General features: G+C 60.6%; 30 protein-coding genes and 1 pseudogene. 21 read left to right on the top strand and 10 right to left on the bottom strand.

Going from position 1 to position 26,391, the window contains the following annotated elements:
- Positions 1–30: 30 nt before the first annotated feature.
- Positions 31–918 (top strand): sulfotransferase domain-containing protein, encoded by an 888-nt coding sequence (locus I9188_RS15550; protein WP_209506129.1) that lies wholly within the window; start codon positions 31–33, stop codon positions 916–918.
- 3 nt (positions 919–921) lie between these two features.
- Here I9188_RS15550 and I9188_RS15555 read toward each other — a convergent pair whose 3' ends face one another.
- Complete coding sequence (locus I9188_RS15555) at positions 922–1,437, bottom strand: hypothetical protein (protein WP_209506131.1); 516 nt, start codon at positions 1,435–1,437, stop codon at positions 922–924.
- An 87-nt stretch (positions 1,438–1,524) separates the two neighbouring features.
- Between I9188_RS15555 and I9188_RS15560 the strand changes: the two genes are divergently transcribed.
- Positions 1,525–2,055 carry a prolyl-tRNA synthetase associated domain-containing protein gene (locus tag I9188_RS15560; RefSeq protein ID WP_209506133.1) on the top strand — a complete coding sequence of 177 codons (531 nt, stop codon included), beginning with the start codon at positions 1,525–1,527 and terminating at the stop codon, positions 2,053–2,055.
- Here I9188_RS15560 and I9188_RS20470 read toward each other — a convergent pair.
- Positions 2,056–2,820, bottom strand: a pseudogene (locus I9188_RS20470) (aspartate/glutamate racemase family protein).
- 45 nt (positions 2,821–2,865) lie between these two features.
- The gene (locus I9188_RS15570; RefSeq protein ID WP_209506135.1) at positions 2,866–3,447 is read right to left on the bottom strand and encodes an NAD(P)H-dependent oxidoreductase; all 582 of its coding nucleotides are present in this window, start codon (positions 3,445–3,447) and stop codon (positions 2,866–2,868) included.
- A 120-nt stretch (positions 3,448–3,567) separates the two neighbouring features.
- Between I9188_RS15570 and I9188_RS15575 the strand changes: the two genes are divergently transcribed.
- From I9188_RS15575 to I9188_RS15585, 3 genes are all read left to right on the top strand, one after another.
- Positions 3,568–4,446 (top strand): LysR family transcriptional regulator, encoded by an 879-nt coding sequence (locus tag I9188_RS15575; protein WP_209506137.1) that lies wholly within the window; start codon positions 3,568–3,570, stop codon positions 4,444–4,446.
- Positions 4,443–5,357, top strand: coding sequence for a DMT family transporter (locus I9188_RS15580; RefSeq protein ID WP_209506139.1), 915 nt, complete (start codon positions 4,443–4,445; stop codon positions 5,355–5,357). Before I9188_RS15575 ends, I9188_RS15580 begins: the two co-directional genes overlap by 4 nt.
- A 125-nt stretch (positions 5,358–5,482) precedes the next feature.
- The gene (locus I9188_RS15585; protein ID WP_209506141.1) at positions 5,483–5,896 is read left to right on the top strand and encodes a universal stress protein; all 414 of its coding nucleotides are present in this window, start codon (positions 5,483–5,485) and stop codon (positions 5,894–5,896) included.
- Here I9188_RS15585 and I9188_RS15590 read toward each other — a convergent pair.
- Positions 5,893–6,228 (bottom strand): metalloregulator ArsR/SmtB family transcription factor, encoded by a 336-nt coding sequence (locus I9188_RS15590; RefSeq protein ID WP_209506143.1) that lies wholly within the window; start codon positions 6,226–6,228, stop codon positions 5,893–5,895. The two genes, I9188_RS15585 and I9188_RS15590, sit on opposite strands and share 4 nt — an antisense overlap.
- Before the next feature lie 84 nt (positions 6,229–6,312).
- Here I9188_RS15590 and I9188_RS15595 point away from each other — a divergent pair, with 84 nt between their 5' ends.
- The 7 genes from I9188_RS15595 to I9188_RS15625 all read left to right on the top strand — a co-directional run bounded on the left by I9188_RS15595 (position 6,313) and on the right by I9188_RS15625 (position 11,044).
- Positions 6,313–7,224, top strand: coding sequence for a DMT family transporter (locus I9188_RS15595; protein WP_209506146.1), 912 nt, complete (start codon positions 6,313–6,315; stop codon positions 7,222–7,224).
- Between the two features lie 184 nt (positions 7,225–7,408).
- Positions 7,409–7,741 carry an AtpZ/AtpI family protein gene (locus I9188_RS15600; RefSeq protein WP_209506148.1) on the top strand — a complete coding sequence of 111 codons (333 nt, stop codon included), beginning with the start codon at positions 7,409–7,411 and terminating at the stop codon, positions 7,739–7,741.
- Between the two features lie 2 nt (positions 7,742–7,743).
- Positions 7,744–8,532 (top strand): F0F1 ATP synthase subunit A, encoded by a 789-nt coding sequence (locus I9188_RS15605; protein ID WP_209506150.1) that lies wholly within the window; start codon positions 7,744–7,746, stop codon positions 8,530–8,532.
- Positions 8,533–8,580: 48 nt separating this feature from the next.
- The gene (locus I9188_RS15610) at positions 8,581–8,805 is read left to right on the top strand and encodes a F0F1 ATP synthase subunit C (RefSeq protein WP_005981269.1); all 225 of its coding nucleotides are present in this window, start codon (positions 8,581–8,583) and stop codon (positions 8,803–8,805) included.
- A gap of 86 nt (positions 8,806–8,891) precedes the next feature.
- Positions 8,892–9,443, top strand: coding sequence for a F0F1 ATP synthase subunit B' (locus I9188_RS15615; protein WP_209506152.1), 552 nt, complete (start codon positions 8,892–8,894; stop codon positions 9,441–9,443).
- A gap of 5 nt (positions 9,444–9,448) precedes the next feature.
- Complete coding sequence (locus I9188_RS15620; protein WP_209506154.1) at positions 9,449–10,009, top strand: F0F1 ATP synthase subunit B; 561 nt, start codon at positions 9,449–9,451, stop codon at positions 10,007–10,009.
- A gap of 201 nt (positions 10,010–10,210) precedes the next feature.
- Complete coding sequence (locus tag I9188_RS15625; RefSeq protein WP_209506157.1) at positions 10,211–11,044, top strand: hypothetical protein; 834 nt, start codon at positions 10,211–10,213, stop codon at positions 11,042–11,044.
- 23 nt (positions 11,045–11,067) lie between these two features.
- Here the strand turns inward: I9188_RS15625 and I9188_RS15630 are convergent, their stop codons facing one another.
- A complete protein-coding gene (locus I9188_RS15630; protein ID WP_209506159.1) occupies positions 11,068–11,838 on the bottom strand; it encodes an FCD domain-containing protein in 771 nt (256 codons plus the stop codon).
- A gap of 150 nt (positions 11,839–11,988) precedes the next feature.
- Between I9188_RS15630 and I9188_RS15635 the strand changes: the two genes are divergently transcribed.
- The 5 genes from I9188_RS15635 (at position 11,989) to I9188_RS15655 (ending at position 18,706) form a co-directional block, all read left to right on the top strand.
- Entirely contained in the window at positions 11,989–13,182 is a 1,194-nt protein-coding gene (locus tag I9188_RS15635) for a PLP-dependent aminotransferase family protein (RefSeq protein ID WP_209506161.1), read from the top strand.
- A 44-nt stretch (positions 13,183–13,226) separates the two neighbouring features.
- A complete protein-coding gene (locus I9188_RS15640) occupies positions 13,227–13,634 on the top strand; it encodes a hypothetical protein (RefSeq protein WP_209506163.1) in 408 nt (135 codons plus the stop codon).
- A gap of 140 nt (positions 13,635–13,774) precedes the next feature.
- The gene (locus I9188_RS15645; RefSeq protein WP_209506166.1) at positions 13,775–17,230 is read left to right on the top strand and encodes an AAA family ATPase; all 3,456 of its coding nucleotides are present in this window, start codon (positions 13,775–13,777) and stop codon (positions 17,228–17,230) included.
- A 53-nt stretch (positions 17,231–17,283) separates the two neighbouring features.
- Positions 17,284–17,634, top strand: a complete 351-nt coding sequence (locus I9188_RS15650; protein WP_209506357.1) for a hypothetical protein — start codon at positions 17,284–17,286, stop codon at positions 17,632–17,634.
- Positions 17,635–18,010: 376 nt separating this feature from the next.
- Entirely contained in the window at positions 18,011–18,706 is a 696-nt protein-coding gene (locus I9188_RS15655) for a hypothetical protein (RefSeq protein WP_209599676.1), read from the top strand.
- A 75-nt stretch (positions 18,707–18,781) separates the two neighbouring features.
- Here the strand turns inward: I9188_RS15655 and I9188_RS15660 are convergent, their stop codons facing one another.
- The 3 genes from I9188_RS15660 to cobD are packed head-to-tail and all read right to left on the bottom strand — an operon-like array spanning position 18,782 to position 21,839.
- Positions 18,782–19,945, bottom strand: a complete 1,164-nt coding sequence (locus I9188_RS15660) for a lytic murein transglycosylase (protein WP_209506170.1) — start codon at positions 19,943–19,945, stop codon at positions 18,782–18,784.
- Between the two features lie 11 nt (positions 19,946–19,956).
- Positions 19,957–20,877, bottom strand: coding sequence for an adenosylcobinamide-phosphate synthase CbiB (cbiB, locus tag I9188_RS15665; RefSeq protein WP_209506172.1), 921 nt, complete (start codon positions 20,875–20,877; stop codon positions 19,957–19,959).
- Positions 20,874–21,839 (bottom strand): threonine-phosphate decarboxylase CobD, encoded by a 966-nt coding sequence (gene cobD, locus I9188_RS15670; protein WP_209599677.1) that lies wholly within the window; start codon positions 21,837–21,839, stop codon positions 20,874–20,876. Before cobD ends, cbiB begins: the two co-directional genes overlap by 4 nt.
- Before the next feature lie 185 nt (positions 21,840–22,024).
- Here cobD and I9188_RS15675 point away from each other — a divergent pair, with 185 nt between their 5' ends.
- Positions 22,025–22,387: a response regulator gene (locus tag I9188_RS15675; protein ID WP_209506176.1), complete on the top strand. Its 363-nt coding sequence runs from the start codon at positions 22,025–22,027 to the stop codon at positions 22,385–22,387.
- On the opposite strand, the gene I9188_RS15680 is transcribed toward I9188_RS15675, so the two are convergent.
- Positions 22,369–23,358 carry a glutathione S-transferase family protein gene (locus I9188_RS15680; RefSeq protein ID WP_209506178.1) on the bottom strand — a complete coding sequence of 330 codons (990 nt, stop codon included), beginning with the start codon at positions 23,356–23,358 and terminating at the stop codon, positions 22,369–22,371. The two genes, I9188_RS15675 and I9188_RS15680, sit on opposite strands and share 19 nt — an antisense overlap.
- A 212-nt stretch (positions 23,359–23,570) precedes the next feature.
- Between I9188_RS15680 and I9188_RS15685 the strand changes: the two genes are divergently transcribed.
- Positions 23,571–23,924: a hypothetical protein gene (locus I9188_RS15685; protein ID WP_209506181.1), complete on the top strand. Its 354-nt coding sequence runs from the start codon at positions 23,571–23,573 to the stop codon at positions 23,922–23,924.
- Positions 23,925–24,071: 147 nt separating this feature from the next.
- On the opposite strand, the gene I9188_RS15690 is transcribed toward I9188_RS15685, so the two are convergent.
- Positions 24,072–25,244, bottom strand: coding sequence for a MalY/PatB family protein (locus I9188_RS15690; protein WP_209506183.1), 1,173 nt, complete (start codon positions 25,242–25,244; stop codon positions 24,072–24,074).
- A 94-nt stretch (positions 25,245–25,338) separates the two neighbouring features.
- Here I9188_RS15690 and def (I9188_RS15695) point away from each other — a divergent pair, with 94 nt between their 5' ends.
- On the top strand, positions 25,339–25,857 hold the full coding sequence (def, locus tag I9188_RS15695) for a peptide deformylase (RefSeq protein ID WP_209506185.1): 519 nt from the start codon (positions 25,339–25,341) through the stop codon (positions 25,855–25,857).
- Entirely contained in the window at positions 25,854–26,348 is a 495-nt protein-coding gene (def, locus tag I9188_RS15700) for a peptide deformylase (protein WP_209506187.1), read from the top strand. The genes def (I9188_RS15695) and def (I9188_RS15700) overlap by 4 nt, the downstream gene beginning before the upstream one ends.
- The last annotated feature ends 43 nt before the right edge of the window (positions 26,349–26,391 follow it).

The following is a 26,391-nucleotide window of genomic DNA, read 5'->3' on the forward strand; positions in this document are numbered from 1 at the left end:
AAAGGTCGGGGTCAGTTTTGGAGTTTGGTCATGAGTCAACCATTGCCGCAGCGCACCAGGGATTATGTCGGTGAAGTCACGAATACCGATATCTGGTCCGACTTCATAATCCGTCCCGACGACATCTTTGTCTGCACGCCTCCCAAATGCGGCACCACGTGGACGCAGACGCTGGTACGAATGCTGATCACCAAAACCGCGGATCCAGCCGTGTACAACAACGCGGTCTCACCCTGGCTGGATTGCGGTTTCAGAAATCGTGAGGAGCAGGACAGAATACTTGCCGCACAAACGCACAGGCGGTGCATCAAGACCCACACGCCATTGGACGGGATCACCTATTCACCGGATGCGACCTATCTGGTGGTGCATCGTCATCCGGTTGACGTGCATTTCTCGCTGCGCCGCCATGTGGAAAACATGAAAGACGACTGGCTGGACTACCTGTTTCCCGATGATCTTTCCGAAGCCTTCGCGATGTTTCTGGACCGGCCCGCCTCGTCAAAGGGCACCGACGATCTGACGCTGGCCTCATACCTCCACCATTACCGTTCATTCCGCGCGTTCCGGCATCTGCCAAACATCCATTTCCTGCATTACGCGGAACTCAGCCGCGATTTGCCGGGGCAGGTGGCGCGGATCGCAAACATCTTGGGGACCGAGATCGCGCCAGAAATGATCGACGAAATCGCTGAGGCCGCAAGCTTTGGATCAATGAAGGAAAACGCCCGGCGCGCTTCGCAGCAGCCCGGTTTCAAAAGCGCATTTCAGGATTATGCGCAGTTCTTCGCGTCCGGGACCAGCAATAAATGGGAAGGAAAGCTGACCGCCGATGACATGGCCCGGTACGACGCGCGCCTGTCCGAAATGGTGACACCGGCTGACCGAGCCTGGCTGGAGCATGGACAAGTCCTGTAATCGTCAGGCCTGTTCCTTCGCGTCTTCCTGCTGCGCGGGCAGCCATGCATTGACCGCGTCCACCAGTTTATGCGCGCCGCGCCCGTTCGAGTACGCATCGACAATCGGATGACGCCCTTCGCTCATTCCCTTGTCAAGCACCAGAACCGGGCGATACAGCGTCGAACTGCTGCTGTCGCTGCGGAAAGTCGAGCTTTCAACTTCGGCATGGGACAGGCTGGACAGCTGATGCTCAACCGCCTCATAGCCAAAGACAGACTGCCTGCGGATCAGAATGCTGTTCTTTGTGCGGTCCAGAATGACCTGAACCCGTCGCACGAATACACAGAACGCCCCGACACCTAGCCCGCCGCCGATTAATGCAAAGAACAGCCCGAACCAGATATTCTCGCCGCCGTCGCTGACCATGACCAGCCCTGCGCCGACAAAGGTCAGTATGAAAAAGACCAGCATGATTCCGATGAACCAGGGCGAGTCGGCAAGGATCAGTTGGGTCGGAGTGTTTCGTGTGACTTTCATGGCGGCACGCTAGCACCGTTTTCTGCTCTGCCCCAGCTTGAATTCGCCGCCATGTTGCGCGATGAGCGCTACAAACAGGAGGGCCTCATGGACGCATCATCCACATTTCAGGATACATTGCCGCTCAGTTCTGACGCGCTGTTGGCGCAGCTGGATGATTGGGGGCTGCCCTACCGCCTGCATACCCATGTTCCCTTGCGCACGGTCGAGGACTCCAAGGCCGTAGAAGGCCAGTTCATGGTGCCGGGCGAGAACGCGTTGCGGGTCAAGAACCTGTACTTGCGCGACAAGAAAAAGCGCAACTACTTGGTGACGCTGGAACAAAGCCGCGAGATTGACCTCAAGGCGCTGGGCGCAGAACTGGGTGTCGGCGCCCTGTCCTTTGGGTCGGCAGACCGGCTGTTGCAGAACCTAGGTATTCGCCCCGGCGCGGTCAGCCCGCTGGCGATGATCAACGGTGTGCAGAACAATGTGCAGTTCTTCATGGACGCTGCTGCCCAAGGGGCCGAGGTGATTTATATGCACCCGTTGGTCAATGACCGTACCGTTGTGATGAAACAATCCGACGTGATGGGGTTCTTCGATCGCATCGGTTGCATCATTACGTGGCTGCCCTGATCACTCAAGCGCCAGTTTCAGCGCGGCGGCGACATGCGCGGCGGACGGGTTGATGAACAGGTTCCCGTCGGCCTCGAATACCGGGTCATCCAGATGCTTTGGAAAGGCAAGCGGCAGTTCGGTACAGGCCAGCAGGATGGCGGTTCCGGGACGGGCATGTTTGTTGCAAAAGGCCAGCAGCCTTGCGCGCGCCGCATCAGAGGCACCACCGTAGAATTCACTGTCGATCATCGCCTGCATCTCGGAAATCTCGGGGTCGGGCAGCCGCGCATTCGCGGTGATGCCCTCGGCCGCCAGACGATCCGCATAGTTGGTGGCCTGCATTGTCACGGTTGTTCCCAGCACCAACGCGTTTGATACGCCTGTGCTGGCCGTAGCCTCTGCCGTCGCGTCGAAAATGCTGAGGATGGGCATGGAAACACCCTATCTGATCGCGTGCAATCGCGCGTGCGGGGTGTTGGACGCTATGATGCCAAAATCGCAGCCTGCGCGCTCCAGCGTCAGCAGCGCGTCGCGAAACACCGCATCAAACGCCGCCCAGCTGGCTTCGTCCCCGGCGACACCCCGCAAAGCGCGGGTCTTGGCCTGTGTGACAGACTCGATGGTCATGGCAGGGATCGGCAGGGGCGCGCCGTGGCCGCGCACCGCAAAGTGACGCCCGGCACCTTCGGCAATGGCCCTGTAATAGTCCACGGTCGAGGCCCAACCCACACCACCCAGAACTCCGATCTTCTTCATGCGCGCCATCCAGTCCGCCAGTTCCATCTGACCAGCAGACTGGACGTTTCAGGGCTCATTGACCAGAGGCGATCAGGCCGCCAGTTCTGTCACCGCCTTTTTGGCGCTTTCCAGCGCGGCTTCGGGGTTCACCGCCATCTGATCCGCGGCGATGACCGCTACATCATGGATGCCGATAAAGCCCAGAACGTGACGCACATAGTTGGTGGCAAAGTCGATCTCGGACCCGACAGCTGTACCACCCGACGCGATTGCCAGAATGGCGCGTTTACCCTCCAGCAACCCTTTTGGTCCGTTTTCCGAATAGGAAAAGGTCAGGCCCGCTCGGGCGACCAGGTCGATCCAGGCCTTGAATGCAGCGGGGACCGAGAAGTTGTAGATCGGCAGGCCGATAACGATGGTGTCAGCCTCTTGCAACTCGGTCACCAGCGCGTCCGAAAGGGCCAGCCGGTCGCGTTGCAGGTCGTCGCGCTGCTCGGCCGGGGTAAAGTTGGCGGCGATCCAGTCTTCGGTCAGCAGGGGCAGGGGGGTGGCCAGATCCCGGCGGATGATGCGTTCCGCACCCAACTGCCGGACAATGCGGTCAGACAGGTCGCGGGTGGTTGAACCCACGCGGCGGGCAGAGGCGTCGATATGCAGGATGGTTTTAGCCATTGATTGGGTCCTTTGGGTAAGAGAAATCTTGTGCTGGCTCCAATATGATTATTGCGTTTGTGAACAAAACTCGGATATATCAACAGTTATTGTTGGAAATTGCACAATTACGGTATTGCCATGGATAATTGGGATGAGGTGCGGACCGCCTATCAGGTGGCACGCATGGGAACCGTCAGCGGTGCGGCCGAGGTTCTGGGCGTGCACCACGCCACAGTGATCCGCCACATCGACGCGATCGAGGCCCGGTTGGGTGTCAAACTGTTCCAGCGTCACGCGCGGGGATATACCCCGACCGAAGCGGGCGACGATTTGCTGCGCGTTGCGCAAGCCACCGAAGACCAGTTCAACCAGCTTGTCGGCCGGATGAAGGGGCGCGGTGACGATGTATCGGGCGAACTGGTGGTTACGTCGCTGGGCTCCATCGCGCCATTGGTGGTGCCGACGCTGACCGAATTTCAAAAGATGCACCCCGAGCTGATCGTGCGCTACCTGACCGGAGACCGCCTGTTTCGGCTGGAATATGGCGAGGCACATGTTGCAATCCGTGCGGGATCGGCCCCGGATCAGCCCGACAACGTTGTGCAACCCTTCCGGCAGGAAGAAGTCGGCCTCTATGCCAGCACCTCTTATATCGAACGGCACGGCAAACCCTCGGGCATCGAGGATTTCGGAAACCACCACTTCGTCAGTTCTGACGATGAAAGCAGCCGCGCGCCGTTCACCCGGTGGCTGCGCAACACGGTATCCGCCGACCGCATCACCTTTCGCTGTACCAACAATTTCTGTATGCGCGAGGCCGTTCTGGCCGGTGCCGGTATCGGCTTTATGGCCCGTTGGGAGGCCGCCCGTCATGACACTCTGGTCGAAGTGATCGACCCGCTTCCGGAATGGTTCGGCAACCTGTGGCTGGTGACCCATGTGGACCTGCACCGAACCACCAAGGTGCAAGCGTTCCTGAGTTTTCTGAAAGAAGCCTCCAAAGGCTGGTGTCCATGAACCCGCAGATGCGTGGCCATCTGGCCATGCTGGCCTTTTCCGCCCTTGTCGCAGGCAGCTTTTCGCTTGGGTCGATGATAGCCAACGAAATTGCCCCTGCTGCCTTGAATGCGGTGCGCTTTGCCATCGCGGCTGTGGTGATTGGTGTGGCGGCATTGGCGACAACCGGTCTGCCCCGAAGTGCCGCACAGGCGCCCTGGCGGTATCTGGTGCTGGGCGGGTTGTTCGCCACCTATTTCGTCCTGATGTTTTACGGGCTGAAAACCGCTCCACCGGTCAGCGCTGCCGCGGTTTTCACCCTGACCCCCGTTGTCTCGGCCATTGCGGGCTGGGTCCTGCTGCGCCAGATCACCACGCCGCGCATGGCAATGGCCCTGTCCATCGGTGCGATTGGGGCGCTGTGGGTGATCTTTCGGGCCGACTGGCAGATGTTCCGCGCCTTCCAGATCGGCGGGGGCGAGATAATCTATTTCTGGGGATGCGTCGCGCACGCGATCTACACCCCCATGATCCGCAGGCTGAACCGCGGAGAACCTGCCGTCGTGTTCACGTTCGGAACGCTGGTTGCCGGGTGCTTGTTATTGGTCCTGTTCGGCTGGTCCGACCTGAAAGCGACCGAATGGGCAGCCCTTCCCGCCATCGTCTGGATCGGGTTGTTCTATATCTCATTCTTCGCAACAGCAGCCAGTTTTGTTCTGGTGCAATTCTCCTCGCTCCGGCTGCCGTCGGCCAAGGTCATGGCCTATACCTATCTGGTGCCAAGCTGGGTGATCCTGTGGGAAATCGCGCTGGGCAAACCTGTCCCGACGGGATTGATCCTGGGCGGTGTGGCGCTGACGGTCATTGCCCTGCTGATGCTGCTGAAGGAAGAGGCCCCGCGCAACAGCCCCCAACGCCGGGCAGCTGAATAAAGCCGCTCCCGGTCTCAGGCCGGTACCGATTGCCCACGAATTCCAAAAGCAGAATCTGTTGAGCCAGATCAAGGCAGGCCCTTGGTCTCAGGACTACCTTGGAAAGCGGACAAAAGGAGGAGATTATGTTCAAACATATCATGCTGCCGATTGACCGCCATCTGCCGCCCGAGGTTCGCAAGGCCGCAGATGTCGCCGCGCAGGTGGCAAAATGGCAGGGCGCCAAGATCACTCTGGTCAGTGTCAGCGGGGCCCATATGGGTGCATCCTCGGAAGCCGAGGCCGAGATAGACAAGCAACTGGCCGAATTCACCGAACAGCTTGCATCAGAAGGCGCGGCCGAAGTTGCGGTGCGCAAGATACACTCGGTCGATGTTGCTGCCGAAGTGGACAGCGACCTGACCCGCGCGGCAGAAGAGATCGGTGCAGACCTGATCATCGTGGGCACCCATGCGCCCCGGATCACCGATTACATCTTTTCCAGCCACGCCGGATATCTGGCCAAACATGCCAGCATGTCGGTCTTCGTGGTGCGCTAGGCCTCGTCCGAGGTCGGAAGCTCGACTTCCAGAAACCGTTCGAACGCATCCAGGTTGATGGGTTCGAACTGACCGAACCCCTGCATCCAGACCGAAGCGTTGCGCAGCGCGTCGGGTTCCAGCTTGCACCATTTCACCCGGCCGCGCTTTTCCTGTGATATCAGCCCGGCCTTGGTCAGGATGACCAGATGTTTCGAGATCGCCGCCAGCGACATCTCGAACGGCTCGGCCACATCCGTCACGGCCATATCGTCCTCCAGCAGCATCGCCAGAATGGCGCGGCGGGTGGGGTCGGCAAGGGCCGCAAACACGGTGTCGAGATCGTTGGACATGGGTCTTTCCTAATGGGCGAGAACCCGTTTGACAATTTCCCCCATCACGTCACTGTGCAGCGGTGATGCGCAAGGGGGGCGGCAATGGCGCTGAAATACTGGCTGGTGATCTGCGTCCTTGGCATCGGGTGGGGCATGTCTTTCATGTTCAACGCCATATTGTTGCGCGAACTTGGGCCGCTATCCGTATCGTTGGGACGCGTTGCATTTGGGGCGCTGGGCTGTTGGATCTATGTGATTGCAGCCCGCATGCCGGTTCACCTGACACTCGGGCGCGCCATCGGTCTGCTGGGGTTCGGGGCGCTCAGCTATGCAGCACCATTTGCGTTCTATGCGCTTGGGCAGCAGCATATCGCGTCCGGCGTGGCAGGGATCGTGAATGCGACAACACCGGCCTTTGCCGTCATCGTTTCGCATTTCTGGCCGGGAAGCGAGCGTGCGACGCTGTTGAAATCCCTTGGCGTGTTGTGTGGCTTCATCGGGATTGTCGTGTTGTCCGTTCCGATTTTGCGCAATGGCGAAACCTCTCAGTTCTGGGCGGTTCTGCTGACCCTGTGCGCGCCGATCTGTTACGCGTTTTCCGTCAACATTGCGCGGGCCTTCCGAGACATGCAGCCGGTGGTGCTGGTCGCCCTGGCCCTGACGGGGGCGGCCTTGGCAATTTTACCCCTGGCGCTTTGGCGTGAAGGCCTGCCGGTGATCGAGCGTACTGAAACCTGGCTTTCGTTGCTGATGATCGGTTTTGTGCTGACCTCGGCCGCTTTCATTGCCTTCTACTGGTTGCTGCCCAGGGTCGGGCCAACCAACATTTCGACCGTCACGCTGATCGCACCGGTTTCCGCCCTGATACTTGGAATCTGGGTGTTAGGGGAAACCTTGCACCCCGAGCATTTGATGGGCATGGCGGCGATTTTTGCCGGGCTCTTGCTGATCGACGGACGCCTTGTTCGACGCCTTTGGCCTCAGCGGGCAAGAAAAGATCAACCAAAAGGTTGAATATGGGTTTTTGGCTAATTAACGCCGTTTCGACCAAACGCAGGCAACCCGGTTGGACAAATGATCCTTAAATATTATAGTAAAAACAATGTGATAACCTGCGTCATTTCACGCCATCATCGCCGTTGACTCTGTGCCTTTCGCGCCTTAGCACCATGCGCAAGACAGCGCGAGGATTCCGTCCGTGACCGATGACGACCAAAAGCAGCGTATGGCGCAGCTTGAGGCCAAGATCGACGCGGTGAAAAAGGCCAGACAACCGGCTGCCCGCGCTGACAGTGACATATCCGGGGGCGAGCTTGCCTGGAGGATGGTCATCGAAATGGTTTCCGGTCTGGGGATCGGATTTGGCATCGGATACGGGCTGGACAGCCTGCTCGGGACGATCCCGGTCTTTCTGGTGCTGTTCACATTGCTGGGCCTTGTCGCGGGCGTGAAGGTTATGCTCCGTAGCGCGAAAGAGGTTCAAGATAAACAAGCGGCCCATATGCAGGCCGAAAAGGACGAGAGGGACTGAACGTGGCAAGCGAGACCACCGCAGCACACGGCGCCGAAGGCGCAGACCACGCAGCAGAAGCCAGCAGCCTGGTGTTTCACCCGATGGACCAGTTCATCGTCAAGCCGTTGTTCGGCGACGGTGCTATTGCCTGGTACACACCCACCAACGTGACCCTGTGGCTGTTCTTGGCAATTGTTGCCATCATTGGCCTGCTGGTTCTCAGCACGTCAAAGCGCGCCATCGTCCCGACCCGGATGCAGTCGATTGCGGAACTGGCCTATGGCTTCATCTACAAGATGCTGGAAGACATCTGCGGCAAGGAAGGCGTCAAGTTCTTTCCCTATGTCATGACCCTTTTCATGTTCATCGTGACCGCGAACTTCCTGGGCCTGATCCCGACCTCGTTCACCACTACATCGCACTTCGCCGTGACCATCCCGCTGGCGCTGGCCGTGTTCCTGACCGTGACCATTCTGGGCTTCGTCAAGAACGGTGCCGCTTTCCTGGGTCTGTTCTGGGTCTCCAGCGCGCCGCTGGCGCTGCGCCCGATCTTGGCGATTATCGAGCTGATCTCGTACTTCGTGCGCCCCGTCAGCCACTCCATTCGTCTTGCCGGTAACGTCATGGCGGGCCACGCGGTGATCAAGGTGTTTGCGGGCTTTGCCGCAATTTCCCTGATTTCGCCCGTGTCGGTTCTGGCGATCACCGCAATGTACGGTCTCGAGGTCCTTGTGGCCTTCATTCAGGCCTACGTATTCACCATTCTGACCTGTGTTTATCTGAAAGATGCGCTGCATCCTTCGCACTAAGGTCCGATAACCCAACATCGAAACTTCCAATTCGTAAGGAGATACATCATGGAAGGCGATCTCGCACACATCGGCGCAGGCCTGGCAGCAATCGGTTCCGGCGCAGCCGCAATCGGGGTGGGCAACGTTGCAGGCAACTTCCTGGCCGGCGCCCTGCGCAACCCTTCGGCGGCTGCTTCGCAGACCGCAACCCTGTTCATCGGTATCGCATTCGCAGAAGCCCTGGGGATCTTCGCATTCCTGGTCTCGCTGCTGCTGATGTTCGCCGTCTAATCTGCGGAACCTGATCCTTACGCGCAGGTGGGTCCAAGCCATAGCGGCCCACCTGTTGTAAAGACAACGTTCCGACGGAGGACATCATGGCGACTGAACCCATTAGCGAAGAAGTAGTTGGCGCGTGCGTCGACTCGCATGGCTCTGCCATCGGGATGCCGCAGCTCTGCTTCGATTGGTTCCCCAACCAGATTTTCTGGCTGGTCATTACGCTGGTCGTCATCTTTCTGGTCCTGTCTCGCGTGGCTCTGCCCCGCATCGCGGCAATCCTGGCCGAGCGCCGGGGGACCATTACAAATGACCTGGCTGCGGCCGAAGATCTGAAGGCCAAAGCGGTCGAGGCCGAGGAGGCCTATAACAAGGCGCTGGCCGATGCCCGTGCCGAAGCGCAGCGTATCGCGGCCGAAGCACGCGCAGAAATCCAGGCTGGTCTGGATGACGCGATTGCAAGGGCGGATGCGGAAATCGCTGCAAAGGCGGCTGAATCGGAAAAGGCAATTGCCGAAATCCGTGCCGGTGCGCTGGAAAGCATTCAAGTGGTCGCCAAGGATACGGCGGCTGAACTGGTCACCGCGCTGGGCGGCGAGGCGGATGCCAAAGCCATCGACAGTGCCATTGACGCGCAGATGAAAGGATAAGTGACATGCGGAACACTCTTGCCCTTATCCTGACCGTTGGTGCCGCCAGCCCCGCGCTGGCTGCAAGCGGCCCGTTCTTCTCGCTTGGCAACACCGACTTTGTCGTCCTTCTGGGCTTCATCGTTTTCATCGCGGTCCTGTTCTACTTCAAGGTGCCGGGCATGATCGGCGGTGCGCTGGACAACCGTGCCGAAGGCATCAAGGCCGAGCTGGACGAAGCCCGCGCCCTGCATGAAGAAGCACGCAGCCTGCTGGCTTCGTACGAGCGCAAGCAGCGTGAAGTGCAGGCACAGGCCGACGCGATTGTCGAGGCGGCCAAACAGGACGCGGCTCTGGCTGCGGACCAGGCGAAAGTCGATCTCGAAAAGTCGATCGAACGCCGTCTTGCTGCTGCGCAGGACCAGATTGCCTCGGCCGAAGCCTCGGCTGTGAAAGACGTGCGCGATCAGGCCGTTTCGGTTGCGGTTGCCGCTGCCAGCTCGGTTCTGGCCAAGCAAATGACAGCCGCGCAGGCGAACAAGCTGATCGAGGCCTCGATCGCAGATGTGGGCGCCAAGCTGCACTGACGGGGACACCGACAGGTAAAAAACGCAGATGACCCGAGAGCATTGCGCTGTCGGGTCTTTTGTTTTGGTGGCGGGGCTGATTGTATTGACCGGAACATCACCCGGATTCTGTACCCTTCAGAGGGTCTGAATGTTCCGCTTGGGGTCTAAGGGTGCGAAAAGAGCAGGGAAAGACGGGCCGTGGCAGGCGAAGACGTTTCGATGAATATTGTTGGGGTGGTCAGAAACGGCGGGGCCGCGCTGATCGAAAGCATCAACAGGATCGAAGACCTGACCACCCGCTTGCACCGCTATTCCGTGACCATCGCGACAAACGACAACGCCGATCGTACAGATCGGGTTCTGTCCGAATTCGCGCGCCGCGACCCGAATGTGGACCTTGTCCGCATGGATGGTCTGGCGTCCAGACTGCCAGACCGGGTCGAGCGGATCACGGCGGCCAGAAACGCAGTCCTCAACAGGCTGGAAGAACGCGACAGCGGTCACGACCTGACACTGGTGCTGGATCTGAACGGGCCGAATGTCTGTCTGGACGTTCAGACGGTTCTGACTGCCGCACAACGGTCCGCACCGCGCTGGGAAGGTGTCTTCGCCAATTCCCAACCGGCCTATTACGATATCTACGCCCTGCGTTGCGCGGGCTGGTGTGACGAAGACGTCTGGCAAAGAATTCAGACAACGCGCAAACCGCTGTTCGGGCGCCGAAAGTGGCGGAAAGTTCTTCTGAAATCAGCGGTTTTCGACCGGCAGTACCACATCCCGTCCGATATGCCCCTGATACCGGTCGACAGCGCCTTCGGCGGTGCAGGAATGTACAAGACCCGCGCCCTGCGTGGCCTGCGCTATTCCTGCCGGGACGAAAAGGGCGACCTCGTGTGCGAGCATGTGATGCTGCATAAACACCTCAGGGACCGGGGCGCGCGGCTGTTCATCGACCCGGCCCTGACAACCATCGCCCCGAATGACGATCTGGGCGAAGGCAGTGGCGCAGCTTTCCCGTCCCATCTGATCCAACCCGAGACCGGCGCCGCCTGATCCCTGAGGGCGCTTGGAAAGCGCTAGGCCTGACGGGTTTCGTGCTGCAACCTTTGCTGCGCAACAGCCTCGTTCCGCTCGGCCTTCTGCTGATCGATCATGCAGCGTTCGACAAAACTCAGATGCGTTTCGACGGCCTGACGTGCGGCTGCTGGATCGCGGGCCTGAAGGGCCGCGTTGATAGTGCTGTGCTGGTCCAGAATGGCCTCGCGGGTCGCGCGCTGCCGGAACATTGTCTGTCGGTTATAGAACACACCCTGTACCAGCAGGTCATACATCGACCGCATCATATGCAGCATCACCACATTGTGGCTGGCCTCGATGATGGCCATGTGAAACTCGGCATCCAGCTGCGCCTCTTGGTCCGCGGCGTTCCGGTCATGGGCCGCCCGCATCTTGTTAAAGATCGCCTGAACAACCTTCAGATCGCTCTCTGATCCCAGCCGCGCGGCCCGTTCTGCCGCCAGCCCCTCCATGTCGCGGCGAAAGGACAGGTAATCGAATACGGCTTCGTCATGGCTGCTGAACAACCGGATCAGCGCTGGCGAAAAGGCCGACCCCAAAACCTCGGCCACATAGATCCCGGACCCGGCTTTTGTTGTCAGCAACCCCTGTTCCTGAAGCTCGGACACCGCATCGCGCAGGGACGGGCGCGACACACCCATCCGTTCGGCCAACTCACGCTCGGGAGGCAGGCGTTCACCGGGGCGCAGGATGCCGCGCAGGATCAACAGTTCGATCTGGCGAACGACCGCAAGCGACAGTTTTTCCGTCTGAACTTTTTGAAAAGGCATGATCTGTTCCGAAATTGGTCAACTCATTTGACCATGGACCGGGGGGCTGTTCAAGAATACCCGGTCACATCCGCTGAAATATTAGGTCAGAAGTGTTGACTTTAATTTGAGAAAGCATAGGCTGCGCCGAAATGAGATCGGAGGAGCCTCATGTCCCAACACCCTTTGTTTGCCACCCGGGCCTCCCGGATGAAGGCATCAGAAATCCGCGAGCTGCTGAAACTGCTCGATCAGCCCGGTATCATTTCCTTTGCAGGTGGCATTCCGGACCCCGCGCTTTTCCCGGCTGAGGCTTTCTCTCAGGCGTTTCAGCAGGCATTGGGGCCGGACATGCAGGCGCAGGCTCTGCAATATTCCGTCAGCGAAGGCTATGCGCCCCTGCGCCGGTGGCTGGTGCAGCACATGCGCGAATTCGGGGTGGAATGTGACATGGACAACGTCCTGATCACCTCGGGCTCGCAGCAGGCGCTGGATTATCTGGGCAAGCTGTTTCTGTCCCCCGGCGACACGGCCTTGGTCGGGTGGCCCACCTATCTGGGCGCGCTTGCCGCGTTCAACGCGTATGAGCCGCGCTTTGACCGGCTCAATGGCAACAAGGGGGCCGATGAATTCAGGGCTGCGGCAGAGGATGGCGCTGTGAAATTCGCCTATCTGTCGCCCGATTTTGCCAACCCGACAGGCGAAACCCTGACACGCCCGGGCCGTGAGGCATTGCTGAACCTGACCGACGAACTGGACTGCGCGTTGATCGAAGACGGAGCCTATCAGGCACTGCGCTATGACGGCGATCCGATCCCGCCAATCCTGGCTCTGGAACAGGCGCGCAAGGGATCGATCGAAAACTGCCGGACGATCTACTGTGGCAGCTTCTCGAAAACCCTGTCACCGGGTCTGCGCATGGGGTGGGTTGTTGCGGCCAAGCCGATCATCTCGCAGATGGTTCTGCTGAAACAGGCGGCAGATCTGCATTCGGCAACCATCAACCAGATGGCTGTGCATCAGGTGGCGGAAGCGTGTTTTGATACTCACATTCCGAAAGTGCGCGACACTTACCGCGCGCGCCGTGATGCGATGCTGGATGCGCTGCAACAGCACATGCCCGACGGGGTCGCGTGGACGCGCCCCGAAGGCGGCATGTTCGTCTGGGTGACACTCCCGTCGGGAATCAGCGGGTCTGACCTGCTGGCGCAGGCGCTGGATACGGTGAAAGTGGCCTTTGTGCCGGGGCAGGCGTTTTTCCCCGACGGCAGCGGGGCGAACACGATCCGGCTCAGCTTCTCGAACTCGGACGAGGCGACAATCCGCGAAGGCATCCGCCGGTTGGGCCAAGTTCTGCGTGCCTGACGTCCGGAAAGGTTCTGTTAACCAAATTGCTGCAACTCTGCGGCATGATCCGGTTTCTCGCTCCGCTCCTGCTGGCCGCCTGCGCCGCCGGGACCCCGCATTTCCGCGACGTTCCTGCCACCCGCGTGGCGGTGAACGGCAGTGTGTTCGATGTGCGCGTGCGCGGCTATCTCGCCGAGGCGGTGCGGATCAACGCGCAATATGCACCGCGGCTAGGCCCTGTTCGGGATCGCGCCGCGCTGGCCATGGCGCAGGTTTCGGGCTGCCCGATCCTCGACGTGCTGGGCGATGCGGCTGTCACGGTTGGTGTTCTGGGGTGTGACCGCGAGGCGGGGGAACGGTTGCTGCTGACTGCCGTCTCGACGCCCCGATATGAATGTATCGACTATGGCATCTATGAAAATGTCGGGGGCAGTACCGGGTATCAGGTCTTTGAATGCATCCCATACTGACATACGCGTGTTCCTGCGCATTTCGGCAAGATGTTGTGGATAACTTGCGCTGATATCCCATATCCTGCGCAACTGCGTTGACTCGGACCCCATCCCTTGCGCAGACTTTCAATTCATAGGAATCACGGGACACGCGGCCATTGCGTTTCAGCAAGCTCAAACTGACCGGCTTCAAAAGCTTTGTTGATCCGACCGATCTGATCATCGCGGACGGGTTGACCGGTGTGGTGGGTCCGAACGGCTGTGGCAAGTCCAACCTTCTGGAAGCCTTGCGCTGGGTGATGGGTGAAAACCGCCCCAAATCCATGCGCGGCGGCGCGATGGAGGATGTGATCTTTGCTGGCGCCGCCACACGACCCGCCCGCAATTTCGCCGAAGTTGTCCTGACCATGGACAATTCCGAACGTCTTGCGCCTGCGGGGTTCAACGACACCGACCAGCTTGAAATCGTGCGCCGGATCACCCGCGATGTCGGCAGCGCCTACAAGACCAACGGCAAGGATGTGCGCGCGCGCGATGTGCAGATGCTGTTTGCGGATGCCTCGACCGGTGCCCATTCGCCCGCGCTTGTAGGGCAGAACCGCATCGCCGAGCTGATCAGCGCCAAACCCCGCGCCCGCCGTCGCATTCTGGAAGAGGCCGCTGGGATCTCGGGGTTGTATCAACGCCGGCACGAGGCCGAGCTGAAGCTGAAAGCGACCGAGGCCAACCTGACCCGCGTCGATGACGTGCTCGAGCAGTTGGGCGGGCAGCTTGCGCAACTGGCCCGTCAGGCCCGTCAGGCCGCACGCTATCGCGAAATCGGCGAACAGCTGCGTCAGGCCGAGGGGATGCTGCTCTATCGCCGCTGGAAAGAGGCCGACATGGCCCGCCAGCAGGCCGAAGACAAGCTGAGGGACCGGCTTTCCGAGGCTTCCCGCGCCGAGGCCGAAGCCCGCGCGGCCGCAGCAAAAAGGGCCGGGATCGAAGAAACCCTGCCCCCCCTGCGCGAGGAAGAGGCCATCGCCGCCGCTGTTCTGCAACGCCAGCAGGTGCAGCGCGATCAACTGACCGATCAGGAAACCCGCGCGCGCCAGACCATTGAAACGCTGACCAGCCGCATCCATCAGCTCGGCAAGGATATCGAACGGGAAACTGGCCTGAACCGCGATGCGGGCCAGATGATCGAACGGCTGGAATGGGAAGCCCGCGAACTGGCCAAGGCCGCCGAAGGGCATGACACAAAGGTGGCGGAAGCCGCAGAAATTGCCCGCGAAGCGGCTTCGATCCTTCAGGACCGCGAAGACCACCTGTCACAGCAGACCGAAGATATGGCGCGTCTTGTCGCCCGTCACCAGTCGGCGCAGCGTCTGGTCGAAGACAGCCGCAAGACACTGGCGCGCTCTGAGGGGGAAGAGGAAAAAGCCCGGCTGGCCGTGGATGAGGCCAAAACAGCCCTGACCCGCGCCAGCGAGGCGTTTGAAACCGCGCAGGAGGGTGAGGAAGAAGCCCGCGAAGCCGCCGAGGCTGCCGAAGAGGCGCTGGCCGCCGCAGATGAGTTGCGCACCGAAACGCAGGCCCGCGAAGCCGAGGCACGCGCGCAACGGTCCGAGGCCGAAGGTGAATTGGGTGCAATCCGCGCCGAAACCACCGCGCTTGCCAAGCTGGTGGAACGCGACACGGCCGAAGGCGGGCAGGTGATGGACCTGCTGCGCGTGGAACCGGGTTTTGAGAAGGCTCTGGGTGCTGCGCTTGCCGATGACCTCCGTGCACCGCTGGTCGAAGGTGACGGCCCGTCCGGCTGGGTTCAGGTGGCAGGTTATGACAGTGATCAGCCCTTGCCAGATGGGGTCGACCCGCTGGCGTTGCACGTGTCGGGGCCGGACAGGCTCAGCCGTCGCATCGCGCAGATCGGACTGGTCGATGCGGATCAGGGCGCGCGGCTGCAGGCGTCGTTGAAGCCGGGCCAGCGTCTTGTGTCCCGCTCCGGCGATCTGTGGCGCTGGGATGGGTTCCGCGCCTGGGCCGAAGATGCGCCAAGTGCGGCGGCGCTGCGGCTGGAACAGCTCAACAAGCTTGAGGCGCTGAAACAGGAACTGGCCCGCACCGAGGCGCAGGCCGATGGCGCCCGCGCCGCGCATGAAACCTTGTCGCAGCAACTGGCGGACGTGACCGAGGCCGACCGCCGCGCGCGCGAAGCCCGCCGCGCCGCTGATCAGCGCATGGCCGAAACCGCACGCCAGCTCAGCCGCGCCGAGGCGGATCGCAACCTCGCGCAGGGCAAGCTGGAAACCCTGACGCTTGCCGTGGATCGACACAAGGAAGATGCCATGTCCGCCCGCGTGCAGCTGCGCGAGGCCGAAGCGGCGCTGAACGATCTGGGTGACCTCGACAGCGCCCGCGCCGAGGTTGAGGACATCAAACAGACAGTCGAGGCGGCGCGGATCACCATGCTGACCCACCGCTCGACCCATGATGAGCTGCGCCGTGAAGGCGACGCCCGCACCCGCCGCACGCAGGAGGTCACCAAGGACCTGAGTGGCTGGCGGCACCGTCTGGAAACGGCCGAGAAACGGATTTCGGAACTGGCCGAGCGCAAGGAAAGCTCGGAAGAGGAGCTGACCGAGGCCATGGCCGCCCCCGGTGAGATCGCCGAGGCACGGGAAGAGCTCAACGAGTTGATCGAAGCCGCCGAAGCCCGGCGGGCCGATGCCGCCGACAAGCTGGCCGAAGCAGAAACACAGTTGCGCGACGTGGTGATGGCCGAGCGTGAGGCGGAACGCCTGGCCTCGGAAGCCCGCGAAAACCGCGCCGCAGCCGAGGCGCGCTGTGACGCGGCAAAGGAAAGCGTGCTTGCGGCAGCAGAACGAATTGCCGAAGACCAGCAACTGACCCCGAACCAGTTGCTGAACCAGCTGGACGTAAACCCCGACCAGATGCCCGCTGCGGATGCTCTGGAGGCCGAAGTGAACCGTCACAAACGCCAGCGTGACGCCATGGGCGCGGTGAACCTGCGGGCCGAGGAAGACAGCAAGGACGTTCAGGAAGAATTCGACACGCTCAGCAGTGAAAAGGCCGATCTGGAAGAAGCGATCAAAGCCTTGCGCAGCGGCATCTCCAGCCTCAACCGCGAAGGGCGCGAGCGTCTGCTGACCGCGTTTGAACAGGTGAATTCAAACTTCGCGATGCTGTTCAAGCACCTCTTTGGCGGGGGTGAGGCCAATCTGGTCATGGTCGAAAGCGACGACCCGCTGGATGCGGGGCTGGAAATCATGTGCCAGCCGCCGGGCAAGAAACTCTCGACCCTCAGCCTGCTGTCGGGCGGCGAACAGACCCTGACAGCGACCGCGCTGATCTTTGGCGTCTTCCTGGCCAACCCGGCCCCGATCTGTGTGCTGGACGAGGTTGACGCGCCGCTGGACGATGCCAACGTCACCCGTTTTTGTGACCTGCTGGACGAGATGTGCCGACAGACCGACACCCGTTTCCTGATCATCACCCACCACGCGGTGACCATGGCGCGCATGGATCGTCTGTTCGGCGTCACCATGCAGGAACAGGGCGTCAGCCAGCTGGTTTCGGTCGACCTGAAGAAGGCCGAGCAGATGGTGGCCTGACCGCTCACTGCAACGTTATGAAGATTGCAGGCATAACGCGCTACCTTGGCCTCATTACGCGTTTCCTGATCCCCGCCCTCATCGCCGCTACTCCGGTTGTCGCCGCCGACTGGCCCGTCAAACCCGGCGATGTCCCGCTGACAGTGGCCGAGCTTGACGCCCTCGCGGGTCAGACGCTGACCTTCTACGATGATGGTCAGGCCAAGTTTTCGGCCGGGGGCGCCTATTCCTATACCTACGCGGGTGGAGATTCTGCATTCGGAACCTACTCCATCGCCGATGACGGTTCCGTCTGCATCGCGTACCGCAACGGGTTCAGCCGCTGCGACCTGTATGTCCACAGTGGCGAGCGGCTGATCCTGATCGATCAGAAAGGGGATCGGTACCCGGTGCGGCCCGAATAAGGGAGTCACTGGTTCACGCCGGTCACTTTGGCATGGACCAACCCGCGCAGCGAACTGAACCTGCGGCAAACGTCAAAGGCCATGCCGGGAACACCAGCCCAAATATGCGCGCCCGAAGACGGGCCAGAACCAAACTGTGGGCACCCCGACACAACGCACTGGCGCAAAGCAGGGTAAGTCGCGCCAAAACCGCCGCTGCGGTTGACGAGCCACGCACCGCTTCGTTAGTGCAGCAGCGATCCCGTTTCGGCTTTGGGCAAGAGGTGCTGTTTTGGATTTTCAAGTTGCAAGTTTCTGGTTTGGCTCGCCGTTATCTTGCGTTGAAAGAGTATGCATTCAGTCCTTTCTGGATCATGGCTATGTCTTCCACCTGTACGTGCTGGATCTGAACATAGATGTTCCCGACGGCGTCGTTGTTCATGATGCCCGCGAAATCTATGCAGATGAAACCACCGAAAACCTGACCGGTGGCCGACGACGGATGGCGGTCTATTCAGACATCTTCCGGATCCACATGCTGCAAAAAACCGACTATGTGTGGGTGGATCTGGATATCTACTGCATCCGGCCGCTGGATGTTCCACCGGACTATCTGTTTGGTGTCGTCTGGCGCAATAAGGCGATGAACAATTGCGTATTGCGTCTTCCCAAAAATTCTCTGGCACTGAAGCTGATCCTGAATTTCCTTGAGTCAGAAGTCCCGATCCCGTTTTGGTTGGGCAGTGATCACATTGAAAAACTGGTCAAACGCTATGAGGCGGGCGAGACACTCACGCTTTACGACCTTCCGTGGACGACAACCGGCCCAAGCGTGACCCGCTGGGCGCTGGGGGTCACTGGTGAAATCGACCGAGGCCAGCATTGGCATTTATATTGGCCGCGTCGCGGGTTTCTGGACCCGGTCGAGAACATTGAAGACTACGAACCCGATTGGGCCCGGTTTCATCACTTCCAGGGCGAAACCCGCAGTGGTATTCGCAGTAAGTTCGGCGGTATTCCTCCAAAGGGAAGTTACATCGATATTGTCTGTCACAGACATGGAATTGACCCCGAAAAATATCCGGTCACATAATCAGCGGTGACGGCGCTGATATCGTCGAATAATCTTCGGGTTTTGCGTCATACCATAGAAGTGCGGGCCGCTGGATCAGAGTTTTCCCAGCAACTCCATCGTTGGCCATGCGTCCGCAGGCAGGCCCAGACGTTTCTGCTCCGCCTGCGTCGCAGCTCGCGTCCCTGACCCCAGGATCCCGTCGATCTTGCCCACATCATATCCTTTGGCCTGAAGCTTGGTCTGCAACTGTTTCATCTGTGCGCCATTCAGGCCCTGCGCGGGATTGCCCGCGTCATAGATCTGGCCGCCCTCAAGCCGTGTTCCGAAATAAGCGGCGGTCAGAACATAGACAAAGCTCTGGTTCCATTCGAAATAGACATCGAAATTCGGGTAGGCCAGAAAGGCAGGCCCGTTGCGCCCCTGTGGCAGGATCAGCGAGGCGGGCAGGTTGGCCAAGGACCCGCCGCGCGCCTGAACGCCCATCGCCTGCCATTCCGCCACCGAACGCGGTTTGCCGGGGCCGGACAGGGACCAGTCCATCTGCGCGGGCACGGTGACCTCCTGCAACCACGGCTCACCCGCGCGCCATCCCAGATGAGACAGCATTCTGGCCCCCGACATCAGCGCATCAGGGGCCGAGCTTTTCAGGCGGACATGCCCGTCACCGTCACCATCGACGCCGTTTTCCAGTATGTCACGCGGCAGCATCTGCACCATGCCGATCTCTCCGGCCCATGCGCCGGTGGTGCGGGCCGGGTCGAAATCACCGTTCTGATACAGCTCGATGGCGGCGAAGATCTGCGGCCGGAACAGTTCCGGGCGGCGGCAATCATGGGCCAGCGTCACCAAGGCGTTGCGGGTGTTGAAGTCGCCCTGAAACGATCCGTAATCGGTTTCAAATGCCCAGAAGGCCAGCAGCACCCCGCGGGAAATGCCATACTCGCGCTCAATCCGATCAAAGACCGCATCGTACTTACGCGACATCGCTTGCCCGCGCTCGATCCGGTTCTGCGAAATCAGACGACGGGAAAATTCAACAAAGGGCTTCTGAAAAACGCCCTGCGCCCGGTCGGCCTTCAGCACGGCGCTGTCTTGCTGCACCCCGTCAAAAAACCCGTTCACTGCTGATTTGTCCAAACCCTGCTGCACGGCTTCGGCCTTCAGCCCTTTGACAAAGGAATTAAAACCACCGCCACATTGCGCCAGCGCAGGTGAGGTGAACAGGGCAGCGGCGATCAGGCCAGAGAGTATACGCATGAAAAGGTCCGTCAGAATATCAGTTCGACCCCAACCCACACTGACACGAGCCCAAGCGCAAGCCCCCAAACCCGCCAGAGCATGTCACATGCGCGAAAAACTTCTGATGCGCCGATCTCGCGCGGGGCGTCACCATTGACCCAGGCCAGGTCGCGCACCTGCCCATCATAGCTGCGCGGCCCCGCCAGCGCGACATTCAGGGCGCGGGCCATGGCGGCCTCGGGCCAGCCAGCGTTGGGCGAGATATGCCGCCGGGCATCCCCCGCAATCTCGCGCCAGCGCAACCATTGGCCGGACAGTGCCACGATCATCACGCAGGTCAGGCGGGCAGGGATCAGGTTCAGCAGGTCGTCGAACCGGGCCGCGGCCCAGCCAAAATCGCGGTACGTTTCGGTGCGATAGCCGATCATGCTATCGGCGGTGTTCACCGCCTTGTACACCAGCAACCCCGGAAGCCCCGCGACCAGAAACCAGAAGGCAGGGGCAATGACCCCGTCACTCAGGTTCTCTGCGGCGCTTTCGATGGCTGAACGCGCCACCTGTGCCCCGGCCATGTCCTGCGTGTCGCGCGAGACGATCATAGCCACCTGCGCCCGCCCGTCTTCCAGCGAGGTTTGCAACCCGTCACCAACCGCGCGGACATGGGCAACCAACGACTTCTGCGCCAGCAGGATCGCACAGCCGAGGATTTCAACCACCGGCCCCAGCTGCGACAGACCCCATCCAAGACCCCATGCCCCGCAGATCAGAAGGGCAAGCACCGCCACCCCTTTCAGTCGCCGACCGCGCCCGTGGTTCAGGCGCTTGTCCAGCCAGCCGATCAGGTTGCCGATCATCACCGCCGGGTGTTTGACGCGGGACCAGAGCCAGTCGGGCTCTCCCAGAGTGGCGTCCAGACACAGGGCGCAGACCAGCATCAGGGCAGGGCTCACAGTGCGGCCTCCAGCCTGTCCCATCCCCTTTCTGGTGGCAGACCCAGACGCAGAAAACTTTCCGAATAGGGAAAGATACGGCTCCAGATATGGGCGCGGGCCAGCCGGTCCTGCCACCCCGAGGCGTCATCGACCCGATAAAGACGAAACAGGCTGGTGCCACCGACAATATCCGCGCCCCTGGTCAGCATCAGCGCATCCAGCCGGGCCGCCTCATCCGCCAGTCGCGCGCGTGTGGCATCAGCCCAGTCATCGTCCGACAGGGCCTGTGTCCCAACCCGCAGGGCCGGGCCGGACACCGACCAGGGTCCGGTCAGGTCGTTCAGGCGGTTGATCAGTTCAGGCCGCCCGATGGCAAACCCAAGCCGCATCCCGGCCAGCCCCCAGAACTTGCCAAAGCTCTTCAGCACGATCACGCCGGGACGTTCCGCCAGATGGATCAACGATACCTCTGGCATGACATCGCAAAAGCTCTCGTCGATCACGGTCAGCGGGGCCGAGACGTCGCTTTCCTGCCAGATACGCCCGTCCGGGTTGTTGGGATGCACGATCACGCGGGCGTCAGCCGCGCCCTCAGGCTGAACACGCCACCCCTGCGCCGAAAAGGCGGCGGCGTGTTCGTTATAGGTGGGCGGTGTGATCTGGACACGTCCTGACGCGGCCAGCGCCGGAATGCGAGAGATGACAGCCGATGCACCGGGTGCCGGCAGGATCGCAGCCCCCTGCGGCACGTTCCAGAACCTGCGGGCTGCATCGCTCAGCCGTTCAAAAGCACCGTGATCCGGCAACTCGGCCCAATCTCCGGCGGTCAGGCCCGCGACTGCATAAGGATGCGGATTGATTCCGGTCGACAGATCGATCCAATCTGCGCGCGCTCCGCCATACCTGACAATCGCCCTGTCCAGCCCCCCGCCGTGGTCGCGAACTGCGCGGGGGTCCAAGCCGTGATCACGTTTACTCATCTGCTCTCTCTGCGGGGATTGACCGGTTTCGGGGTGCTTCAAGCGGATTTTTGCCATTTACACAAGCAAATCCGCCCGAACACGCAAGCGTGCGGCTGCTGTTAACACTTTGTTAAGGAAATAACGAGATCACGGACCACGGGGGTCGGCACCACTCACCATACCAAGTGCCGAGGTTGTTGCAAATGAAAGTTCTGATTGTTGAGAGTAACCCCGACCTTGGTCGGGTCTGGAAAAGACATCTGGAGCGGCAAGACGCCGAAGTCACGCTGGTTGACGCTCAGGAGGCCGCCATTCTGGCGCTCTATGGCACGGATTTTGATATCATCGTGCTGGATCTGGTTCTGGAAACCGGAAGCGCATTGGCTGTGGCCGATTTTGCCAGCTATCGCCGCCCCGAGGCGCGGGTGATTTTTGTCACCAACACCACCTTCTTTTCCGACGGGTCGATATTTGCGCACAGTCCCAATGCCTGTGCCTATGTTCAAAGCGAAACGCCGCCAGAGGATCTGGCGGCGATGGTCGAACATTACGCTGCCGGGCGCTGATCGCGTCCATGCGGCTCCAAGTAATCCAGCACCGGGTTCACCGGAATGATCCGGTGCGGATTGATGCTGTCATGGCTGTAGTGATAGTGGCGCACGATGTGATCCATGTTCACAGTCTCGGCGACACCGGGCCATTGATACAGCTCCCGCGTATAGGCCCATAGGTTCGGATAATCGATCAGGCGCTGCCTGTTGCACTTGAAATGCAGGTGATAGACCGGGTCGAAGCGGATCAGGGTTGTAAACAACCGCCAATCGGCTTCGGTGATCCGGTCCCCCATCAGATACCGGTTCCGGGCCAGACGCCCTTCCAGCCAGTCCAGCGTGTCAAACAACGGGTGTACGGCGGCGTCGTAGGCCGCTTGCGAGGTGGCAAAGCCCGACTTGTAGACGCCGTTGTTGACATCTGAATAAATACGCGCATTGACCTCCTCGATCTCGTCCCGCATCGCCTCGGGCCAGTAATCGTCCGTATTGCCAGTGATGTCGTTGAAGGCCGAATTGAACATGCGGATGATTTCCGAACTTTCGTTCGAAACAATGGTCTCTTGCGCCTTGTCCCACAGGATCGGCACTGTGACGCGACCGGAATAGGACGGATCCGCCTTGGTATAGATCTGATGTGCATAGCTCAGCCCGTAAAGACGGTCACCCGTGGCACCGTGATCATCCGCCTCAAAGGTCCAGCCGTGATCCAGCATGTCGGGATGCACGACCGAAACCGAAACCAGATCGCTCAGCCCCTTCAACGCGCGAAAGATCAAGGTGCGATGCGCCCAGGGGCAGGCATAGCTGACATACAGGTGATACCGCCCGGCTTCGGCCCGGAACCCGCTTTTGCCCGACGGCCCCGCGCGGCCATCGGCGGTCAGCCAGTTGCGAAACTGCGCCGCGCTGCGCTTGAATGCGCCACCGGTGGATTTGGTGTCATACCAGGTGTCTTGCCATTTCCCATCGACCAGCAGGCCCATATCTTATCCTCCGCACAGGCGTTTGGCCAAAGATAGGGTCAAGACCCGCCTGTTCCTATGCGTTTACCCGCGCACATGACCTGCATGCGCGCACAGGCAATGCTGGTATATCTGTGCAACAAACCGCAGGCACAGCCCGTTGCGTGAACGCGTTCACTGGATTTTTACAACAGTTCCCGCACAATAGAGGACATTAGCGGGGGAGTGATTTTATGAGTACTTATGTTTCAAAGGAAATACGCGCCGAGTTGGACGCCGCCCGAATCGCCACATTGAAAAAGGCCAGTCGCCTTCGTGTCCAGATGGGCGACAATACCTACAAAATTCTCAAATTGTGGAAAGATGGTTTCACGGTTGAGGCGGAAACAACGCCGCGCCTGCGCGGGTTGGTCGATATCTATGACGGGGCCAATCTTCTGTATCAATGCCTGATCATTGCCGATCAGGATGAAGGCGGCGAGATGCGATATGAATTCAAGCGCAGCACAGCCGCCCATGACAAGGCACCGCTGGATTTCTATCGCGCCCCGGATGCGCCCATCGCACTGCTGGGATACGAAGACTAGGCTCGGATTTTCATCGTGCCGGATTCGGTCAGGGTAACGCCCACCATGCCGTAGGACTGGCTATCGCTATGGATTTCGCCATGGGGTCCGCGCCCGGCCAACAGGCGCGGTCCATTGTGAGGCCAGGCAACCCAGCCACCGCTTGGATTATTGCAGGTCACCAAAGGCCCGTTTCAGTCGCGCGCAGGCGTCCTCGACCCGCGCCCGTTGCGTGGCCAGGTTGAACCGTTCGAAGGTCTCTCCGCCAGTGCCAAAGCCCGGCCCGGACGAGGTTGCAATCCGCGCGTCCTCGCGCAATCGGCGGACAAATTCAGCGTGATCCATGCCGGTGCCGGAAAAGTCGACCCAGGCCAGATAGGTCGCCTGCAAGGGCATCGACCACAGGCCCGGAATCTCGGCGATGGTCTGATCGAACAGACGCCGGTTTCCTTCCAGATGCGCGATCTGCGCATCCACCCAATCCGCGCCGGCCGGGCTGTAGGCGGCGGTGATCATCGCCACACCCAACGCGCTGGGGCCATAATCCAGCGTTGCCAGCCGATGCTTCATCGCCTCGCGCAGTTTGGGGTCGGGAATGATCATGTTGCCGGTCCGCTGCCCGGCGATGTTGAAGGTCTTCGATGCCGCAGTCAGTGTCACTGTCCACGGGCGTGCATCCGGGGCTGCCACATCCATCGGCACAAATTTGGCACCGGGATAGACCAGATCGTGGTGAATCTCGTCTGACACAAGGATCAGCCCGTTGCGCTCGGCAAATGCAGCCACGGCGCGCAGTTCCTCCGGTGTCCAGACCCGGCCCGACGGGTTCTGCGGCGAACACCACAGCAACATCTTCTCGGACCCGTCCAGCCGCGACTGCGCATCTTCCAGGTCAAGGCCATAACTTTCCCCGTCCCGCACCAAAGGGCATTCCACGACCCGGCGGCCCGATTTGTTCACCTTGTGGGCAAACTCATGGTAAACGGGGGTAAAGATCACGATGCCATCACCGGGATCGGTCCAGACTTCCAGCGACAGGGCAATAGCATTGCCCAGACCCTGGGTGGTCAGAACCCAGTCCGTGTCGATTTCCCAATCGTGGCGGGTTTTCATCCACCACTGGACCGAGGCCAGATACTCCGGGTGCGCCCAGGAATAGCCGAACACGCCGTGATCTGCGGCCTCGCGCACCGCGTCGATCACACAGGGGGCCGTCGGGTAATCGGAATCGGCCGTCCACATGGCCAGCCCGTCCTCGGGCGAGACGCCATACAGCATCTCCATCTTGTCCCACTTGGTACTGTTGGTGCCCCGGCGGTCGATCAGGTCGTTGAAAGTCATGTCTGCTCCATTTTCTCGACCGAAAGCTAACCGCAAATCGGGCAGGTGCAAGGGGGGCGTTGCGGCGCGGGGCGGGATGGCCTAAATCAGCCTCATGAAACGTAACATCCTGATCTATCCCGACCCCCGTCTCAAGAAGGTCTGCGCCCCCGTGGCCGACCTCACGGACGACCTGCGCGCGCTGGCCGATGACATGCTGGAAACGATGTATGACGCCCCCGGTGTTGGCCTTGCCGCGCCACAGATCGGCGTGCTGGATCGCTTGATCGTGCTGGATTGCGTCAAGGAAGAAGGCGAGGCACCGCGCCCCCTGATCATGTTCAACCCGCAGGTCATCGCGGCCTCGGAAGAAACCAATGTCTACGAGGAAGGCTGCCTGTCGATCCCTGATCAATACGCCGAGGTGACACGCCCCAAAGTGGTCGATGTGACTTGGATGGACCGCGACGGAAACCTGCAACAGGAAACCTTTGACGGGCTCTGGGCCACCTGCGTTCAGCACGAGATCGATCATTTGGACGGCAAGCTGTTCATCGACTATCTCAAGCCGCTGAAACGGCAGATGATCACCCGCAAGATGCAAAAGCTCAAACGCGAACGGGCCCGTGCATGACCGTTCGTACCTGCCTGCCATGGCCTGACAAGCGCCTGCGCACCAAGGCGGATGAGGTGCCCGAAATCACTGATGAGGTCCGCGCCATCTGGGACGACATGATCGACACGATGGAGGCGATGCCCGGCGTCGGTCTTGCCGCGCCACAGATCGGGGTGATGCTGCGGCTGGCCGTTGTTGACGGTTCTGCCGAACGGGGCCGGGCCGTGCGTCTGGCAAACCCGGAAATCCTGCACAGCTCGATCGAACTGCGCGAACATGAAGAGGCCAGCCCGAACCTGCCCGGCGTCTCGGCCACAATTAAACGCCCGCGCGCGGTGACCGTGAAGTTCCTGAACGAACATGGCATGCTGGATCGCCGCGATTTCGTCGGGATCGACGCGACCAGCGTACAGCATCAGATCGACCACCTGAACGGGCGGATGTATTTCGACCGGCTCAGCAAGGTCAAACGTGACATGCTGCTGCGCAAGGCGCGCAAACAAACCTGACGTCCGTAGGCCGGGCTTCAGCCCGGCACCCGTCCCAACTGCC

It is taken from the genome of Ruegeria sp. HKCCSA071 (assembly GCF_017872555.1).
In the GTDB taxonomy this organism is placed as follows: domain Bacteria; phylum Pseudomonadota; class Alphaproteobacteria; order Rhodobacterales; family Rhodobacteraceae; genus Ruegeria.

Excerpts from the sequence above, each read along its gene's own strand:
- cobD (WP_209599677.1), bottom strand. The coding sequence starts at position 21,839 with ATGAGTAAACGTGATCACGGCTTGGACCCCCGCGCAGTTCGCGACCAC.
- I9188_RS15560 (WP_209506133.1), top strand. The coding sequence starts at position 1,525 with ATGGACGCATCATCCACATTTCAGGATACATTGCCGCTCAGTTCTGAC.
- I9188_RS15570 (WP_209506135.1), bottom strand. The coding sequence starts at position 3,447 with ATGGCTAAAACCATCCTGCATATCGACGCCTCTGCCCGCCGCGTGGGT.
- I9188_RS15550 (WP_209506129.1), top strand. The coding sequence starts at position 31 with ATGAGTCAACCATTGCCGCAGCGCACCAGGGATTATGTCGGTGAAGTC.
- I9188_RS15660 (WP_209506170.1), bottom strand. The coding sequence starts at position 19,945 with ATGCGTATACTCTCTGGCCTGATCGCCGCTGCCCTGTTCACCTCACCT.
- I9188_RS15625 (WP_209506157.1), top strand. The coding sequence starts at position 10,211 with ATGAATATTGTTGGGGTGGTCAGAAACGGCGGGGCCGCGCTGATCGAA.
- I9188_RS15630 (WP_209506159.1), bottom strand. The coding sequence starts at position 11,838 with ATGCCTTTTCAAAAAGTTCAGACGGAAAAACTGTCGCTTGCGGTCGTT.
- I9188_RS15680 (WP_209506178.1), bottom strand. The coding sequence starts at position 23,358 with ATGGGCCTGCTGGTCGATGGGAAATGGCAAGACACCTGGTATGACACC.
- I9188_RS15580 (WP_209506139.1), top strand. The coding sequence starts at position 4,443 with ATGAACCCGCAGATGCGTGGCCATCTGGCCATGCTGGCCTTTTCCGCC.
- I9188_RS15675 (WP_209506176.1), top strand. The coding sequence starts at position 22,025 with ATGAAAGTTCTGATTGTTGAGAGTAACCCCGACCTTGGTCGGGTCTGG.
- def (WP_209506187.1), top strand. The coding sequence starts at position 25,854 with ATGACCGTTCGTACCTGCCTGCCATGGCCTGACAAGCGCCTGCGCACC.
- I9188_RS15690 (WP_209506183.1), bottom strand. The coding sequence starts at position 25,244 with ATGACTTTCAACGACCTGATCGACCGCCGGGGCACCAACAGTACCAAG.
- I9188_RS15595 (WP_209506146.1), top strand. The coding sequence starts at position 6,313 with ATGGCGCTGAAATACTGGCTGGTGATCTGCGTCCTTGGCATCGGGTGG.
- I9188_RS15615 (WP_209506152.1), top strand. The coding sequence starts at position 8,892 with ATGGCGACTGAACCCATTAGCGAAGAAGTAGTTGGCGCGTGCGTCGAC.
- I9188_RS15635 (WP_209506161.1), top strand. The coding sequence starts at position 11,989 with ATGTCCCAACACCCTTTGTTTGCCACCCGGGCCTCCCGGATGAAGGCA.
- I9188_RS15640 (WP_209506163.1), top strand. The coding sequence starts at position 13,227 with ATGATCCGGTTTCTCGCTCCGCTCCTGCTGGCCGCCTGCGCCGCCGGG.
- I9188_RS15610 (WP_005981269.1), top strand. The coding sequence starts at position 8,581 with ATGGAAGGCGATCTCGCACACATCGGCGCAGGCCTGGCAGCAATCGGT.
- I9188_RS15585 (WP_209506141.1), top strand. The coding sequence starts at position 5,483 with ATGTTCAAACATATCATGCTGCCGATTGACCGCCATCTGCCGCCCGAG.
- I9188_RS15620 (WP_209506154.1), top strand. The coding sequence starts at position 9,449 with ATGCGGAACACTCTTGCCCTTATCCTGACCGTTGGTGCCGCCAGCCCC.
- I9188_RS15590 (WP_209506143.1), bottom strand. The coding sequence starts at position 6,228 with ATGTCCAACGATCTCGACACCGTGTTTGCGGCCCTTGCCGACCCCACC.
- I9188_RS15555 (WP_209506131.1), bottom strand. The coding sequence starts at position 1,437 with ATGAAAGTCACACGAAACACTCCGACCCAACTGATCCTTGCCGACTCG.
- I9188_RS15575 (WP_209506137.1), top strand. The coding sequence starts at position 3,568 with ATGGATAATTGGGATGAGGTGCGGACCGCCTATCAGGTGGCACGCATG.
- I9188_RS15685 (WP_209506181.1), top strand. The coding sequence starts at position 23,571 with ATGAGTACTTATGTTTCAAAGGAAATACGCGCCGAGTTGGACGCCGCC.
- def (WP_209506185.1), top strand. The coding sequence starts at position 25,339 with ATGAAACGTAACATCCTGATCTATCCCGACCCCCGTCTCAAGAAGGTC.